General features: G+C 54.7%; 19 protein-coding genes. 10 read left to right on the forward strand and 9 right to left on the reverse strand.

Annotated elements, in window-relative coordinates:
• Positions 1-311 precede the first annotated feature (311 nt).
• Together BC440_RS02525 and BC440_RS02530 are read left to right on the forward strand one after the other, a co-directional pair.
• Positions 312-1,148, forward strand: a complete 837-nt coding sequence (locus BC440_RS02525) for a DUF2189 domain-containing protein (protein WP_007089683.1) — start codon at positions 312-314, stop codon at positions 1,146-1,148.
• A gap of 180 nt (positions 1,149-1,328) precedes the next feature.
• Complete coding sequence (locus tag BC440_RS02530; RefSeq protein WP_063092593.1) at positions 1,329-1,709, forward strand: hypothetical protein; 381 nt, start codon at positions 1,329-1,331, stop codon at positions 1,707-1,709.
• A gap of 154 nt (positions 1,710-1,863) precedes the next feature.
• Here BC440_RS02530 and BC440_RS02535 read toward each other — a convergent pair whose 3' ends face one another.
• Positions 1,864-2,103 carry a hypothetical protein gene (locus BC440_RS02535; protein WP_063092592.1) on the reverse strand — a complete coding sequence of 80 codons (240 nt, stop codon included), beginning with the start codon at positions 2,101-2,103 and terminating at the stop codon, positions 1,864-1,866.
• A 159-nt stretch (positions 2,104-2,262) separates the two neighbouring features.
• On the opposite strand from BC440_RS02535, the gene BC440_RS02540 reads away from it, so the two are divergent.
• Positions 2,263-2,997 carry a Crp/Fnr family transcriptional regulator gene (locus BC440_RS02540; RefSeq protein WP_063092591.1) on the forward strand — a complete coding sequence of 245 codons (735 nt, stop codon included), beginning with the start codon at positions 2,263-2,265 and terminating at the stop codon, positions 2,995-2,997.
• Between the two features lie 36 nt (positions 2,998-3,033).
• On the opposite strand, the gene BC440_RS02545 is transcribed toward BC440_RS02540, so the two are convergent.
• The 4 genes from BC440_RS02545 to BC440_RS23670 all read right to left on the reverse strand — a co-directional run bounded on the left by BC440_RS02545 (position 3,034) and on the right by BC440_RS23670 (position 4,523).
• A complete protein-coding gene (locus tag BC440_RS02545) occupies positions 3,034-3,252 on the reverse strand; it encodes a hypothetical protein (RefSeq protein WP_063092590.1) in 219 nt (72 codons plus the stop codon).
• Positions 3,253-3,383: 131 nt separating this feature from the next.
• A complete protein-coding gene (locus BC440_RS02550) occupies positions 3,384-3,764 on the reverse strand; it encodes a hypothetical protein (RefSeq protein ID WP_063092589.1) in 381 nt (126 codons plus the stop codon).
• 116 nt (positions 3,765-3,880) lie between these two features.
• The gene (locus tag BC440_RS02555) at positions 3,881-4,078 is read right to left on the reverse strand and encodes a hypothetical protein (protein ID WP_007089689.1); all 198 of its coding nucleotides are present in this window, start codon (positions 4,076-4,078) and stop codon (positions 3,881-3,883) included.
• Between the two features lie 211 nt (positions 4,079-4,289).
• Entirely contained in the window at positions 4,290-4,523 is a 234-nt protein-coding gene (locus BC440_RS23670; RefSeq protein ID WP_063092588.1) for a DUF3309 family protein, read from the reverse strand.
• Positions 4,524-4,883: 360 nt separating this feature from the next.
• Between BC440_RS23670 and BC440_RS02565 the strand changes: the two genes are divergently transcribed.
• On the forward strand, positions 4,884-5,249 hold the full coding sequence (locus tag BC440_RS02565; protein WP_063092587.1) for a hypothetical protein: 366 nt from the start codon (positions 4,884-4,886) through the stop codon (positions 5,247-5,249).
• 117 nt (positions 5,250-5,366) lie between these two features.
• On the opposite strand, the gene BC440_RS02570 is transcribed toward BC440_RS02565, so the two are convergent.
• Positions 5,367-6,278 carry a DMT family transporter gene (locus BC440_RS02570; protein ID WP_063092586.1) on the reverse strand — a complete coding sequence of 304 codons (912 nt, stop codon included), beginning with the start codon at positions 6,276-6,278 and terminating at the stop codon, positions 5,367-5,369.
• A 166-nt stretch (positions 6,279-6,444) separates the two neighbouring features.
• Here BC440_RS02570 and BC440_RS02575 point away from each other — a divergent pair, with 166 nt between their 5' ends.
• Positions 6,445-7,353 (forward strand): LysR family transcriptional regulator, encoded by a 909-nt coding sequence (locus BC440_RS02575; protein WP_063092585.1) that lies wholly within the window; start codon positions 6,445-6,447, stop codon positions 7,351-7,353.
• Entirely contained in the window at positions 7,350-8,435 is a 1,086-nt protein-coding gene (locus BC440_RS02580; protein WP_063092584.1) for a lipid A deacylase LpxR family protein, read from the forward strand. Before BC440_RS02575 ends, BC440_RS02580 begins: the two co-directional genes overlap by 4 nt.
• Before the next feature lie 78 nt (positions 8,436-8,513).
• Here BC440_RS02580 and BC440_RS02585 read toward each other — a convergent pair whose 3' ends face one another.
• Together BC440_RS02585 and choX are read right to left on the reverse strand one after the other, a co-directional pair.
• Positions 8,514-9,917: an FAD-linked oxidase C-terminal domain-containing protein gene (locus BC440_RS02585; RefSeq protein ID WP_063092583.1), complete on the reverse strand. Its 1,404-nt coding sequence runs from the start codon at positions 9,915-9,917 to the stop codon at positions 8,514-8,516.
• Between the two features lie 197 nt (positions 9,918-10,114).
• Positions 10,115-11,071 carry a choline ABC transporter substrate-binding protein gene (gene choX, locus BC440_RS02590; protein WP_223304849.1) on the reverse strand — a complete coding sequence of 319 codons (957 nt, stop codon included), beginning with the start codon at positions 11,069-11,071 and terminating at the stop codon, positions 10,115-10,117.
• Between the two features lie 259 nt (positions 11,072-11,330).
• Here choX and BC440_RS02595 point away from each other — a divergent pair, with 259 nt between their 5' ends.
• Positions 11,331-12,230: a LysR substrate-binding domain-containing protein gene (locus BC440_RS02595; protein WP_063092581.1), complete on the forward strand. Its 900-nt coding sequence runs from the start codon at positions 11,331-11,333 to the stop codon at positions 12,228-12,230.
• On the opposite strand, the gene BC440_RS02600 is transcribed toward BC440_RS02595, so the two are convergent.
• The gene (locus BC440_RS02600) at positions 12,227-12,934 is read right to left on the reverse strand and encodes a TIGR00266 family protein (RefSeq protein WP_063092580.1); all 708 of its coding nucleotides are present in this window, start codon (positions 12,932-12,934) and stop codon (positions 12,227-12,229) included. The genes BC440_RS02595 and BC440_RS02600 overlap by 4 nt on opposite strands.
• Positions 12,935-13,119: 185 nt before the next feature.
• On the opposite strand from BC440_RS02600, the gene BC440_RS02605 reads away from it, so the two are divergent.
• From BC440_RS02605 to BC440_RS02615, 3 genes are all read left to right on the forward strand, one after another.
• Positions 13,120-14,541 (forward strand): branched-chain amino acid ABC transporter permease, encoded by a 1,422-nt coding sequence (locus BC440_RS02605; RefSeq protein ID WP_063092579.1) that lies wholly within the window; start codon positions 13,120-13,122, stop codon positions 14,539-14,541.
• 91 nt (positions 14,542-14,632) lie between these two features.
• Positions 14,633-15,631, forward strand: a complete 999-nt coding sequence (locus tag BC440_RS02610; RefSeq protein WP_063092578.1) for a sensor domain-containing diguanylate cyclase — start codon at positions 14,633-14,635, stop codon at positions 15,629-15,631.
• A gap of 233 nt (positions 15,632-15,864) precedes the next feature.
• Positions 15,865-16,341, forward strand: coding sequence for an N-acetyltransferase (locus BC440_RS02615; RefSeq protein WP_063092577.1), 477 nt, complete (start codon positions 15,865-15,867; stop codon positions 16,339-16,341).
• Positions 16,342-16,609 lie beyond the last annotated feature (268 nt).

Consider the following 16,609-nt stretch of genomic DNA (forward strand, 5'->3'; position numbering starts at 1 on the left):
CCGCTCGTCGCAACAGAAAATGGCAATAAGTTGGTTGATGATACCATTTCCGCACGTTTTCGGTACGCGCATTTCCCTTTTACCGGTTCACCTATGAATTTGTGCGCAAGACCAGCGGTAATCAAGCATCCCCTATGGAAAACCGCCCCCGCACCCTCATATGAAAAACCTGTGCTATTGAACACAGCCGATACTGGCAATTGTTTTGCGAAGTGATACTATAAACAAAAAAGAACACACCATCAGGGCGTTGAGCCTGTGTATCAGCCACCTTGATCAATTCTGATCAACAGGGTGCAGGGAGGATGCAGATGTCCGAAACCACAATCGAACAACCAACAGGTTCCATCGGCGGGCTTCCGCAAGGCATTGCCATCCGCGATGTCACAAGTGACCAGTCCGGCAAATGGCTTGAAGCAGGCTGGCGCGATTTCAAACGTACCCCGGCCATCGGCCTTGCCTATGGCGGGCTTTGCGTCATTGCCGGTTATCTTATTTTACTAAGCCTGTTCCAATCGGGTCAGCCCTATCTGACCCTGCCGCTGGGTGCCGGTTTCATGCTTCTGGCACCGGTGATTGCCGTTGGCCTTTATGAAACCAGCCGCCGCCTTGAAATGGGTGAAAATGTCACCCTGTGGCACAGCCTGAACGGTTTCCGGCGCAATCCCGGTCAGCTTGGCGCGATTGGCGTCGTCCTGATGCTGTTCTTTCTGGCCTGGACGCGCATTGCCATGCTGTTATTTGCGCTGTTCTACAATGGCTCGGTCCCGTCACTTGATGTGCTGGTATGGGAAACCTTCTTCTCACGCGATGCCATCACCTTCCTGATTACCGGCACCATCCTTGGCGGTGTGCTGGCGATGATGGTGTTTGCCATTACGGTCGTCTCGATCCCGCTTCTGGTGGATCGTGATATCGATGTGATTACCGCCCTGATCATAAGTGTTGCGGCGTTTCGCAAAAACTGGCGGGTCCTGACCGGGTGGGCAGCCATGATTGCGGTCATGGCGGCGTGTGGCATGGTGGTCTTCCTGCTGGGTCTTGCGGTCATGATGCCGCTTCTGGGCTATTCAAGCTGGCATGCCTATCGCGGCCTGATAGACACTGAAAAGGCCGAAGCCCGACGCCTGCGGCGTGTGGTACCATAACACCCGCCAAATAGCATTTCACATCGGCGCAAGGATGCCTGAAACCAGCCTTGCGCCTTTGTTTTTGCCAAAAGAAACCCGGCAAAACTAACCCGTGTTAGCCAACCCGGATACCCCATGTGCTAAACCTTTCGATAGCTTGGCGGAAGTTCCGTCGAGCCTTGTTTAAGGCACACGCGCATGACACAGAAAACTGTCGAAGCCGACAAAACGGCCACCTCAATTCCCGCGCCCCTTCTCGAAGTTTTTAACGGACCGCTTGCATCGACGGTTAAAAACAATTCCGAAGCCATCGCCAATAGCATGCAGGTCGTTCCTGCAAAGCTTGGGGAATTTGTCGCAGGCCGGATCAAGGCCAATGTACAGCTTTACCAGACGTGTCAGGAATGCACGGATTGGTCGGACCTGATGGATGCGCAGCAAACCTGGCTAAAAGACACCAATGCCGCATTCGCCGATCAGACCAATACCATTATCGCGATGACCCAGTCCCTTTTTGGCCAGATCGAGGTCCCCAAAGGCACCCCGGAAACAAAAGCTTCCGATAAAGCGCACAAATAAGATCTGACAACATTGACGACCTTCAATGTCACAGACATCGAAACACATCACGAAAAAGGGCGGGATTTTGCGCGATGCAGAATCTCCGCCCCTTCATGTCGGGATATTGAATAATTCCGCCTGAAAAGCATTTGCCGAAAACCGTTACGCCCGACTAAGCGGGATGCCGTACCGAATTGCCACCTTTGATGATTGCTTTGATCAGATCATGAACGGCCTGATGATGATTGTTCACTTCCCCCCCGGGTTCGCCGGTGACATGCGCGCTGGCCGCATCTTCAAGAATACCGATAACATCCTTGTCCGTCATCAGCCCCATATCTCCCAGACAAAGCAAGAGAGACTCACAAATCGAAAGGGCAGCAGCACCTTGAACGCTGTATTGATCATCCATTTTATTTATCCTTTAAATAATCTTGAATTTATCGCATCTATGTTGCGAAATATGACCAAAAGATTTATCATCATGTTTCACAACTGGCGTAAACACAGATCAGGATTTTGAAAATATTGGCATAATAATTTTTATTATTTTGTCAGGAAAGAAGAACACATGATTTCGTCTACAAAATTTGTTGTTAAAAAGCTGAAATCTTTCATCGATCTGACCGATAATGAAATTTCTACATTTTCTTCGCTACCACACAGATTGATCACACTTTCCGCCGGGCGCGAAATTGTTCACGAAGGACAGCGGGCGCACAATGCCTTTATCCTGCTTGATGGCTGGGTCGCGTCTTACAAACTGCTGCCCGATGGCACGCGCCAGATCATCGATTTTCAAATTCCTGGCGACTTCCTCGGCCTGCGCAGCCTGTTGCTGCGCACCTCGGATCACAGCTTCGAAGCGATAACCGAAATCACAGTCGCCGAAATATCAGCCCAGAACATGATATCCACCTTCGCGAAATCCCCCCGTCTGGCAAGTGCCATTCTCTGGGCGGCGTCGCGTGATGAGGCAATGGTTGTCGAACATCTGGTAAATATCGGCCGACGGTCCGCGATTGTGCGCACGGCCCACTTCCTGCTGGAATTGGGGACCAGATTGAATCTGATCGGGGTCGGCACCCCAAACAGCTACCCCTGTCCGCTGTCACAATACCTTCTGGCCGATGCCTTGGGCCTAAGTGCGATCCATATCAATCGTGTACTGCGCCAATTGCGCGAACAGGATCTGATGACCTTCCAAAAGGGGATCGTGCATTTCAAAAATCTTGAAAAGCTGATCGCCCTTGCCGATTTTCAGGTCGGCTACCTTGATCAGGACGAGCCCATCATCCGGCATTGATACCGGCCATATCGAGCATTGATCGCCCCCGTGCGATCAAAAAACCTTGCCTGCCATCCACGCATCGACATCCTTTGTCGCCTGTTCTTCGGACAGGCTGGCGCGGACTTTGATCATATTGCAAAACTGCCCCTTGGTCCGGATCGTCGAAAGATCATAATGCGTCAGGAATTTCCAATGCTTCTGCGCATCCCTGAGGTAACCCTTTTTGCGGGCAACAGCTTCGGCTGTTTCGTCACCCTGGAAACCAAACATTTACACTCTCCTGTTTGTGATATTATTGAATTTCAAAATGAAATGGATAATCCAAATCAACCGGGCAAACCGGGCGATATCGCCCGGCCCGTTGATCAGATCAAAATGCCTTGGTCGCAGATATCGGAATGTCAGCGAATAACCATCGCAAAGGGTGATCTGGCAGATGAAACCCGGCTTGCACGGTGTATTTCGCCCAGCAAGTTCAATTCCTGTTCGGAAATATCGGCATCAAGAAGGGCCAGTTCTTCTTCCGCGATCTCGTCCATCATCAACGCAAGATCAAGTTCTTCAAGACTGACCAGGATTGAAAGCCGCGCCGCATCAGAAGCCGGCGTCCCATTGATATGCAAAAGCGACAGGACCGGTTGATAGGTGACGAAACTATCGCCCTCCGCCAGCTCTTCGTATGTCTCCACACAATATGTACCGGCTGGCAGATTTCGTGTACGGCCTGTCAAATTGAACGGATGCCTGAAACGGTAAACATTGCTGATCGTGCGGACACTCATGGAAGCCTCCTGTGTACTCAGGTGAAATCCTGCTGTTGCGTCATGGCCTGTTTGAAAAAAACCACCCCGACGAAACGCCGGGATGGAAGATGTCAATAGGGGTAGGACATCAAAGTTCAGTTCAAAGCTTTGGTCGCTGCGTCGAGCGATTTGATACATTCAGGATCGTTTTTGGCCTTTTGGGCCGTTTCGGCAGCCTGATAATGCTTCAACGCCGCTTCTTTTTTCGGACCGGAAGGTGCCTTGTCCCAGGCAGCCTTGACAGTCTTCATTTTCTCGGCAGCGGACTGCCCTGAACTCTGTTGTTCTTTCATAGCCATTGACCTTAAGTCTTGATTTCATGAGGGCAAAATAGGGGGACTTGTCTTGAGAATCGGGGGTCCGACTGTGGGCGACAAGTATTGCCCTGAAAAAACCGAATTTGAATAACTGAACATTCAGCATTCATGATGACTTTTAACCGAAATTCCAAAGCACAGAACTAACCTGTGTTTGCTTAGGCCAAAATTTTATATCGCCATTACATTAGAAAAACACCTGAACATCATTTGTGAATGAAACACCAATGATGACAACAATCAATACAAGCATGATCGAACAGGGAAAATAGCCCCACCTGCGGCTAAAGGACCAGATTGGCATGGTCACGACAAATATCGATCCCAAAATCATCAGTATCAGGAATGTAAGCGACATGATGCCCTCATTCAATCGAGTGGCCGCCAAGATAAAGAACCTATCCAAACGGAAAAAATTCATTCTTTCATGATTATACAAATTTGAAACCCGTGCACTGATCTGTGTTTATTCATCCATTAAAAAACAAAAATAGAACATTCGATAAAATAATCGGATCAGCGTACAATAATATTCAAAACAAAATGAAACATGTGAAATGAAATGAAAACATCTTCGAACAGGATACTTCACATATCCACGGCACAATCAGACTTTCCGCTTGAAGGCTGTCCGTTCAGCACACCGGTTCCCTTGCCAAAAAAAGAACCGGACGAAGGATATCCGCTGCGCTCGTAAAATGATTTTGCCCTCCCCGCCGAATGTCCCGCGCACCATCGGACAGGGTCATTGCCGGGGCCACCGCAAATGGAGCCTCATGCCATGACGACCATCAGAACAATCCAGAAAACATACGCCTTCCACCACCCTTTCCACCTGAAAGGCTTCGATCACAGCTTCCCGGCGGGCTCGTACAATGTTGAAACCGAAGAAGAAATGCTCGAAGGGCTGTCTTTCGTTTCCTACAAACGAACCGGAACCACACTGCATATGATCCGCACGGCAACCACCATCATTGAACCAAAAATATTCAATATCGACCCGCGCGATTTCGACCTTGCCGTGCTTCGTGATCGCCATCAATGCGCCGAAGAAACCGGATTGTCAGACGCGCCATCGATGATGTCGCGCGTCGACAAGCTGGCAATCGAAAGAGGCGAAAACGAAGGCATGACGCCCCGTAAATAGGGACACAACGGCACGATCAGCCCCACCGCCAGATACCCCGAAATACAAACCACCGCCCGGCGATACGGGCGGTGATTTTCTTTGCTCAAGGGCGTGTTCAAAGCAGGCATCGATACCCTAACTGGTTGTCGATGCCCGACGATCCGATGGGCGTGCGGGCCGCACAAGGAACGTCCCCGCCACCACACAAGCCAGTGTCACGATCAGTTCCGGCCGCAATGTTTCCCCCAGAAGCAACGTGCCCCCCGCAAGACTGGTCAGGGCCATGACATAGCCGATCTGGCTGAGGAATACCGGGCCCGCAACGCGCTGCAATTCGAAATGGCAGATATACATCATGCTGGCGACCGCCATCTGCACCCCGATGATCAGCCACGCCATGCCATTGCCGAAATCGGGCACATGCAACTGATCACGACCGGTTTCGAACCCAAGACACAGGATCGCACTGGCCATCATCATCCCCGACGCCAGCGTCAGCGGCGACGCCCCCGCGGGCCATGCCACGGTCCGGTAAACATTGCCAATCGCCAGACTGACCGGGATCAGGGCCGCAATCAGCAGGTAAACCAGAAGGGTGCTATCGGGTGCACTGATCTGCGGCACATACAAAAACAGCACACCGCAAAAACCGACCATCAACCCCATCAGGCGCTTGAATTGCGCGGTTTCAATCCCGATCCCCATCGAAATCAGGTATGTCATCAGCGGCGGCAGGGCGGTAAACACACCGGCCATCGACGCCCCGATATAGGGCACCATGAAATAACCAAGCCCCATCGGGATCGCGAGACTGACCAGACCGGCGACAAAATAATACCGGATATATCCGGCCCGCAGCGGCGGCAAACCACCCCGCCCGACCGACAATATCGCCAGTATCAACCCGGCACCAAGGCACTGCCAGAACAGATAGGAAAGGGCGGGAATGCCTTCCTGTGCCGCAACCTTTGACAGCAGGATCGAACTGCCGCCCATCGTTCCGGAACCAATCAGCAATAAAACAGGTTTGAGCCAGGTGGCGCTCATGGTCGTGATCCTTCTTCGGGCCTGCGCGGATATGTGGGGCGCGCAGGCAATTTCAATTTTGGTGAAACTAACACAACATTACCAGTCGATCTTGCCGCTATTTGATCGTAGTTTATTTCCAGTATGGAAATTATAGGGTTATTTGACCGGAATACGGGGAACTGGAATGGACCGTCTGCGCGCACTGGAATGTTTTCGTAAAATCGCCGAACGCGGCACATTTGCCGCCGCCGCCCGCGAACTCAACATGACACCCGGCTCGATGACAAAACATATCAACGCGCTTGAAGATCAGCTTGGCGTGCAGTTGATCGCGCGGACCACGCGCCGCATGAGCCTGACCGAAGCCGGCGAAACCTATCTCGCGCGGATTACCGGCATCCTTGATGACATGACCGATGCGGATGAAACCGTGCGCGATCTTAACGACGGGCCGCGCGGACGGGTGCGTATCGCCGCCCCCATGTCGTTTGGCATTCGGCAACTGTCCCCGATGATTGCCGAAATGATCGATGCCTATCCCGAACTGACCATAGAACTTGAACTCAATGACAAGGTCGTCGATCTGGTGGACGAAGGGTTCGATATTGCCCTTCGGGTCAGTGAATCGCTGCCCAATTCAAGCCTTATTGCCCGGCGATTATGCGGCTATTCCAGAGTCTTATGCGCAAGCCCCGCCTATATCGCCAAATCACCCCCGCTAACCCGGCCAGAGGATCTGTTGCACCACAACTGCTTTGTTTACACCAATGACAGCCGCCCGGGTTTCTGGACCTTCGTTGATGGTCAACATGAACGCAGCATTCAGGTCAAAGGCCGCTTTTATGTCAACAGCAGCCTTGCGAAGCGTGACGCACTGCTGCAAGGTTGCGGCATCACGCTGACACCGCGTCTGGTTGTCGACGATTTACTGCAAGATGGCAGGCTTGTCAGTCTTCTGGATGATTTCGCCCCGCGCGAGCTGGGCCTTTATGCTATATGTGCACCGCAACGTCATAAACTGCGTAAAATCAGAACCGTGATCGATTTCATGGTGCGAAAATTGCGCGTCAATAATGATCAGAGCATTCGATGACATCGCCCAAAACCATTTCGAAACATCTTCTGGCATCGCTGCCCGTCCTTGGTGTTCTGACCATGGCAAACATCGCCCATGCCCAGCAAAACACCGCATCCGGTCCGCAATCGACCCGCACCCCCGATGATAAATGGGGGGTGTCGCTATCGGTTGAAAACGATCTGTTCACCAAAAACAATCAGGACCAGCATTACACCAACGGTGTCCGGCTTGCCTTCGTCTCCCCCGAAGACAGTGCGCCCGAACCGGTCCTGACCGCAGCCAAGGCCGTGCCGTTTTTCGCCTCGAACGGTCGTATCCGCACCAGCTACGCCATCGGGCAAAGCATGTTTACGCCAAACGACATCTCGATTGCCGAAAACCAGCCCGATGACCGCCCGTGGGCCGGCTTGCTGTATGGCAGTGTCGGGCTTCTGTCCGATACCGGATTGCAACGCGACGACGACAGCAACTATTCGCGGATCGACACCCTTGAACTGACCCTTGGCGTTGTCGGCCCCGCATCCTTTGCCGACAATACCCAGAAAGTCGTTCACGAGATGATCGACAGCCCCGACCCCAAAGGCTGGGACAACCAGATCCACAACGAACCGATCGTCAATCTGGCTTATGAACGCAAATACCGAAGCTGGTTCGAAGGCGATGTTCTCGGTCTTGAATATGACGCCACCCCGCATGCCGGTTTCATGCTGGGCAATGCCTATACCAATGCTGAGCTTGGCACCATGTTCCGGCTGGGCTTTGACCTGCCGGGCGATTACGGCCCGCCGCGCATCCGCCCCAGCCTGCCGGGTTCGGATTTCTTTGTCCCCGACACACGCGGCTTCCCCGTCAGCGGCTATCTGTTTGCCGGGGCTGCGGGTCGCTGGGTGCTGCGTGACATCACCCTTGATGGCAACACGTTCCGCGACAGCAATTCCATCGACAAGGAACCGCTGGTTGGCGATCTGCAAATCGGCTTTGCCGTCATTGTCGGTCAGGCGCGCTTTACCTACACCCACGTCTATCGTACCGCCGAATTCGAAGGCCAGGACAAGGGCGATCAGTTCGGGTCGCTGTCCATGTCCGTCCGTTTCTGATCCGATAGCCGATATTACCGCACAAAAAACGGGGCCGCTTTGGCCCCGTTTTGCATTCATCTGACAGGTCGGGCGCTCTCAAAGCCCCGGAATAAGCTTGCCCGGGTTCATCAATCCCTTGGGATCAATCGCCGATTTGATCGCGCGCATCAGGGCAATCGTATCGGGGCCATGTTCGGCTTCCATGAAATCAAGCTTGCCGTAACCGATGCCATGTTCGCCGGTGCATGTCCCGCCCAGTTTAAGCGCACGTTCGACCATGCGATCATGCAGGCGTTTGGCTTCGGCCATCTGTGCCGGATCTTCGGGGTCCAGCAGGATCAGGGTATGGAAATTGCCATCACCCACATGGCCGACAGTCGTGCAGGTCAGCGGGCTGGCATCGCAATCGGCCCGCGTTTCGCGGATCGCCTCGGCCAGTTTCGAAATCGGCACGCAAACATCGGTCGGCATCCCGGCCTTGCCCGGTTCAAGCTGAAGCGACGCATAATAGGCCTTGTGGCGTGCGGCCCACAATTTGTTGCGGTCTTCCTGACGGGTCGCCCACTGGAATGCCTCGGCACCAAATTCTTCGGCAACCGACTGAACAAATTCCGCCTGTTCCTTCACACCCGCTTCGGTGCCATGGAATTCGAAAAACAGGGTCGGCGCTTCCTTGTGATCGGTCTTGGAATAATTGTTGATCGCGCGGATTTGCATCTCGTCCAGAAACTCGATGCGCGCCACCGGAATACCGGCCTGAATGGTCAGGATCGTGGTATCAACCGCCGCATCAACCGACGGAAATGCGCAAACGGCTGCCGACATCGCTTCGGGGATGCCATACAGCTTCAAGGCGATTTCGGTAATCACGCCAAGTGTCCCTTCCGACCCGACAAACAGGCGTGTCAGGTCATAACCCGCCGATGATTTGCGTGCCCGGTTGGCGGTCTTGATGATCTTGCCATCCGGTGTCACCACCGTCAGGTTCAGGACATTGTCGCGCATGGTGCCATAACGCACCGCATTGGTGCCCGATGCGCGGGTGGCCGTCATGCCCCCGATGGAGGCATTCGCCCCCGGATCAATCGGGAAAAACAGACCGGTATCGCGCAGATGATCGTTAAGCTGTTCGCGCGTCACCCCGGCCTGAACCCGGCAATCAAGGTCCTCGTTATTGACCTCAAGGATCGCATCCATCCGCGAAAGATCAATACAAATCCCGCCGCGAAGGGCCGCGACATGCCCCTCAAGCGACGATCCGGTGCCAAACGGCACGATCGGCACGTTATGTTCGGCGCAAAGTGTCACCACCTTCGCGACTTCTTCGGTCGAGGTGGCAAACACCACCGCATCGGGCGGGGACGCCGCGTGCCAGCTTTCATCCTTGCCATGCTGTTCAAGAACGGCGGCAGCAGTCGACAGGCGATCCCCCAGCATGTCGCGCAAGCTCGCGATCAGGCTTTCCGGGGTTTCAATGCGGTCATATTGACGATGGGACATGACGTTCCTCTTGGTCTTTGGTGGCAGCCTGCCGCTATCACGCGGTAGCAAACGGGGCGCATGCCCGGCAGGTCAAAATCTGGCCCCAGCCTAATCCGATACATTCAAAATTGGTATTACCTTTTGCCGCGAAATGCAAAAAACCGCCCGTAACGTCACGGGCGGTTTTGCAAATCCGGTCACGATATCCGCCTGTCTCAGACGCCAAGCGCATCCTTGACCGCGGCCAGTCCGTCGCCGCCATCCTTGGTGGTCACCCCCTCAAGCCACGCATCAAGAACCGACGGATCTTCTTTCAGAAGCTTGGTCGCGGCATCATTGGGTGCCATGCCATCATTGATGATCAGCCCCATCATGGTGTTTTCCATATCAAGGGTGAAGCTGACATTATCAAGCAACTTGCCAACATTCGGGCAGGCCTTGGCAAAGTCGCCACGCACCAGCGTATAGACATCCGCCCCGCCGTAATTCGGGCCGAAATAATCATCCCCACCTTCAAGATAGGTCAGATCGAACTGGTTGTTCATCGGATGCGGTGCCCATGCCAGGAACACGATCCAGTCCTTGCCGCGCTCAAGGCGCTTGGCCTGTGCCAGCATCGCCTGCTCGCTGCTTTCGACAAGTTCCCAGCCCTCAAGACCGAAATCACCGGCATCGATCATTTTCTGGATCAGCTGATTGGCCGGTGCACCCGGTTCGATCCCGTAAATCTTGTGATCAAACTCTTCGCCATGTGCGCCCAGATCGGCAAAGCTTTTGATGCCCTCGACGGCAACATATTCCGGCACGGCAAGCGTGAATTTCGCCCCCTTCAGGTTCACACCAAGGTTCTCAATCCCGCCTTTTTTCTCGGCCGCATCGACAAATTTCTGCTGGGCGGGCATCCAGTTGCCCTGAAACACGTCAACTTCCCCGGCACCAAGCATTTCAAAGGTCACCGGCACGGAAATGGTTTCAACCTTCTGCTCGTAACCAAGTGCTTCAAGAATCACACCGGTCAAGGCATTGGTCGATGTGATATCGGTCCATTGCGGATCGGAAAACACCACCGTATCGCATTCCTGCGCATGGGCCGCGCCCGTCATGGCAATGCCGCCCAGAATAATGGCCGTTGCCCCCGCCGCCATCATTCCCCGTCGTCCCGCAAAACTCATGAAATTCTCCTGACTTTTATAATTGGTTTTCGATCCACGCCACCGCGCAGTTGATCCATCTGCACTTGATCCACCCGCACCTGGTCCACCGGCACTTGCTCCAAACGCCGGATCACACAGCAAGTTCCGCGATCTGCCCTTGGCATTCACAGAAATGATAGGTATCGCCGTCATGAATGGATGTCGCCAATTCTTGCCTATCGGAATTCCTGTGTGAAGGCCGCTTGCATCGATCATTGGTATCAATATAATTCATATCATGAAATTCCATCACATCCCCTCGCCGCATGCCCTGATCGCGTTCGAAGCCGCCGCCCGCTGCGCAAGCTTCACAGCCGCCGCGCGCGAACTGGGTGTGGGCCAACCCGCCGTAAGCCATCAGATCACCGCCCTTGAAGAACAGCTTGGCCATCCGCTGTTTCGCCGCAAACATCGCGGCGTGTCGCTGACCCGTGCCGGGCAGGAACTGTTTGACTGCATTTCGGTCGCATTCGGGCAGATCGACCGCACGGTGGAACGCATCAAAACAAGGCGCTCGGCCCGGCTCAGTGTCGGCACCGATTTTGCCTTTGCCTCCTTTATCCTGATGCCGCATCTGCCGGAATTCATCGCCCGCCACCCCGATATCGAGGTCAATGTCGTCACCAATCAGACCGGGCGTTTTACCGCCGACCAGAATATCGATATCGAAATATCGTTTGATCATCACCGCCCCGAAGACGTGATGCTGATCCCCGAACAGGTCACACCGGTGTGCAGCCCCACCCTGCTTGAGGCCCGCGGCCACCCGAAAAACATCGCCGATCTGCGCCATTATCCGCTGATCCATCTCGATGATGAAATCGATCATCGCTGGTTTAACTGGGAAAGCTGGCTGCGCACTGCCGGGGTTCGGGAAACCGGGCGGCTTTACGGCCACCGGTTCAACACCTATCTGCTCGTCCTTTCGGCCACCCTGTCCGGGCAGGGTGTGGCCCTCGGCTGGACCGCCCTTTTGCAGCAGCACCTGAAAACCGGGCAGCTTGTCACCCTTGGCGATGTGACACTGGGGTCAGACCGCGGATATGTCCTGTCCTGCCGGTCAAACACCCACCGGCAGGAACAGATCAATGCCTTTCTGCGCTGGATGCGCGAACTGGTTGCGCAAACCGCCACCTAACCCTTGTTGCGATCCTTTGGCAGGGCTGCGGCAATCCGGTCGGCCAGCCTTGCAAACGGCAATGTCTGCAACCACACCGTTCCCGGCCCTTCCAGGGTCGTGACAAAAAGCCCCTCTCCACCAAAAAGCGCATTGGTAAAACCGCCAATGAATTTGATCGAATAATCAACCGATGGCGTCATCGCCACCAGCGCCCCGGTATCAACGCGCAATGTCTGGCCTGCCTGCAAATCCTTGCGGATGATGGTGCCGCCGGCATGCACAAATGCCAGCCCGTCACCACGCAACCGCTGAAGGATAAAGCCCTCGCCACCAAATAATCCCGCGCCAAGTTTCTTGGAAAAGGCGATATCGATATCAATGCCCGATGCCGCGCATAAAAACGCATCCTTCTGGCAAATGATCTCCCCGCCCAGTTCCGGCAAATTCATCGGCACCACCTTGCCCGGATAGGGGGCGGCAAAGGCGACATGCCCCTTGCCCGATCCTTCATGCACGAAACTGGTGATAAAGAACCCCTCGCCGGTCAGCATCCGCTTGAAGCCGGAAAAAATCCCGCCGCCCGTGCCGGTCTGCATGGCAATGCCGTCCGACATATACATCATCGCCCCGGCTTCGGCGCGCACCCCCTCGCCCGGATCAAGTTCGATCTCGACAAGTTGCATTTCCTCGCCATGGATTTTGTAGTCGATCACGTCTGCCATTCGGGCGTCTCCATCTTCGGGCTTTGGTTAAATCTTCGTCATTGATCAAGTTCAGCATGACCGCCCCCTGATCGCAACCAAAAGGGGCAAAATTTCGTCCCCTGCCATCACACCAACACCATGCACTTGTAAAAACAGCCAAATCGCACGAGGATAAGCTGATCAAGGGCAAGCCGGAGCAACCGGTGAACACCAGATCAGGGTCAAGGCATCTTCGTCGCGTTTTCTGGCTGCTGCCACTTCTGGCCGCAATCCTGTCGTCCTGCGCGCCCCGCGATCCCTATCAGTTCAATATCTGCCGCCTTGCCCTGCCGGGGATCGAGGATGAAGACAGACAGATCCGCCTTGTCACCCGGTTTGACGAAACCTCTGACGGCAATCAGATCACCCTGCGTTACCAGTTGCTCGAACCGGGTGAAATCCCGCTGCCCTCCACCGAAACGCACGCCATTACGTGTCATTTCGAAGCAGCGACCAAACCCAACACGCCAACCAACCTTTATGCGATTGAAACAACCCGCCTTGGCCCGGTGTCAGACGCGCATATGGCCCTGCTGAAACGGTTCTGGATTGACCGGGTCGGGCGCACCGCACTCGAAAGCTATATCGATCCTGAAAGCCACGGCCTGCGCGCCGATGTGCCCGATATCGGCCTGCCTGCGGCCTATGCCATCCAATTGGTGCTAAGCGGCCTGTCGCGCGGGGCGATTTACGGGTTGCTGGCCCTGTCCTTTACCCTGATCTATGGCCTGATCGGGCGGATCAATCTTGCCTTTGGCGAGGTCGTGATGACCGCTGCCCTTGGCACCATCATCACAAGCCTGTGGATTTCAGGCATGGTTGGCTGGCTGATCCCGGTGATGGTGGTGGGATCGGTCGCAATGGCGGCCTTTATCGGATCGGGGTTAAGTCACCTGACATGGCGCAATGTGTTCGGGCCGCTGGGTCGAAAGGCAGCAGGCGGACGGGCGGTGATTGTCGCATCACTTGGCTGTGTGCTGGTCATTCAGGAATTTATCCGGATTGTCATATCCGCGCGCAATTTCAATCTGCCGCCGATCTGGCAGTTTTCCGTGCCCCTTCTGCGCGGTGATCATTTCGTCGTCCGCCTGCACGGGTTCGATATGCTCGCCATTGGCGGGGCGGTTCTGGTCGCGGGCGTTCTGGTCTGGATCATGGGCAAAACCGCCTTTGGCCGAAACTGGCGCGCGATCAGCCAGGATCGTCTGGGGGCCGCCCTTTGCGGGGTGTCGCTTTCGCGGACCGAATCCCAATCCTTTGTTCTGGCGGGATTTTTATGTGGTCTGACCGGTGCAATGCTGGCCCTTCGTTATGGTGTCATTAATTTTCACAGTGGTACGCTTTTCGGGTTCAAGGCACTGACTGCCGCCATCCTCGGGGGAATAGGACGGATGCGCGGGGCGTGGCTGGGCGGGTTATTGATCGGTTTGACCGAAACATTATGGTCGGGATATTTCGGCGGGGCCTATCGCGATGTGGCGGTTTTCGGGCTTCTGGCGGCAATCCTCGTGCTGCGCCCTCAGGGGATTTTGGGGATAAATGACAGACATGACAGCTTGTTCTCCGCACGAAACGGACAAATATAAAAGGAACGGACCCCTGAAACGTCTGGTCACGTCGCTTGGGGCGCAAAGACCGGAACCGTCAGGGAAATGGAGGGACCGGGGGCGTCAGGATATGGTGCAGTTCAAGACCCGCGACTGGCTTGTCGATGATGATGCCATCGCGCCGTCACTTGAAAAGTGGCAGCGTGCGGTCGATCTGATGACCGAACTTCTCGGTGCCAGTGCCGGTTTCATTGTCGAATATAATGACCGGCTGGGTTACCGCGCCGCCGTCACCAGCACCAATGACGCCAATCCCTATGCCGGATGCGACAGCACCGTCACCGGCCTTGACACCAACATTTTCTGCCGACAGGTCATCGCGCAGGGCGGCAGTTTTTACGAACCCGATGCCCGCGAAAAACCCGAATGGGCCGATAACCCGGAACTGACCGAGGACGGTTTCTGTTCCTATTTCGGGGTGCCGGTCACATGGTCGAACGGCACGATCTTTGGCACGATCTGCGTGTTTGACTGCAAACCCACCCAATATTCCGACACGCTGCAAAAACTGATCGAAACCATCCGCGACCTGATCGAAGCCGACCTTCGGCTCTATGAACAGTTCCAGATCATGCGCAGCATCTCGCTATCTGATCCTTTGACCGGGCTTAACAACCGCGCCGGGTTTGAAATGCTGGCCCAGCAGAAAATCCGCATCGCCAAACGCTATCACCATCATATCGGCCTGATCTTCATCGATCTCGATGACATGAAACACTGGAACGATGATTATGGCCATGCCGCAGGGGATGCCGCACTCAAGGCCGTGGGCGCGGCCATCACCGCCTCCATCCGCGAGGTCGATATCTGCGGGCGGATCGGCGGCGATGAATTTGCCATTCTGGGCTATGTGCGCAATCGCGGCGATCTGACCACCATCATCACCCGCATCCGCAATGTGTTGCAAACGACCAGAATTTCGGTACCGGGATCAAAAAAACCGATCCACGAAACCCCGAAAATAAGTGCCGGGGCCTCCGTCTTTTTCGAACCGGTCAAGGAAAGCCTCGAAGAAATGATGGATATGGCCGACCGGGAAATGTATCGCGACAAAAACCGCAAAAAATAAATCGCCTTTTTATCGTCCCTTGTGTGCCACATCACTGCACGCGACCTCAAAAAATGCGACTTTCACCCAAAGTTCAACCTGTGCTGTGGTGACATTCAGACACACCTTTGGTATGAGCCTCCCACGACAGTCAGGATCAGACTCAAAACGTGACAACAGCCCGAAAACCCGCATGTTCCGGGCACCGACTATCGCCTGAAAAGACGCAACAATAAAAAGACAACGAGCCACGAATGCAGATCCGCAAAGGCACGGCCAACGACCTCCCCTTCATCCGCGACCTTACCAAACGCGCTACCGATTCAACCTATTTCATCGAAGGCATGGGCGATGCCGCGACCGCGACGGTTGCCCGCTATGTCGATATGTCGACCGGTGTGTTTGAAAATGCGCTTTCAAGCGACAATCACGGCGTCATCGTCGCAACCCAGGGCGACGACCTGCTGGGCTATGTCATTGTCATACATGACAATCCCGAAATCGACTGGATCATGGTCGACCCGGCGGCACATGGGATGGGCGCGGGCAAGGCGCTGATGATCGCAGCCCTTGATGCGCTGGCCGAACGCAAACCGCATGCGACCGTCAGACTCTCCGTCGTCGCGCACAACGAACGCGCCAAGGCGTTCTACCGCAAATTCGGCTTCCTCGTCACCGGCCCGATCCCGGGGCGCGATATTCCGACCGTGGAGATGCAGCGGGCGGCGTGATAGCTGCCGCCTGAAGCAGCCGCTGGACAGAGTCCCTATAAGTTGCAGTACACTCTTGCGACAAGATACGCACAACTAGACATCAAACTGTTTCCCTGCAAACAACTTTTAGTATGATTTTTCCCTCAGACTCTCGTAATCTAGAAACCTGACATATAATCAGGGAGTGAAACACTCTCTGAAACAATTACGATAACTAGGAATTATCAGAGATATGAGCGGCCGCATTCTTCGCAACAGACGTGACCCTGAATTAAAGGTCTGTTTG

Origin of the sequence: Thalassospira sp. MIT1004, from assembly GCF_001858545.1 — a bacterium.
In the GTDB taxonomy this organism is placed as follows: Bacteria; Pseudomonadota; Alphaproteobacteria; order Rhodospirillales; family Thalassospiraceae; genus Thalassospira; species Thalassospira xiamenensis.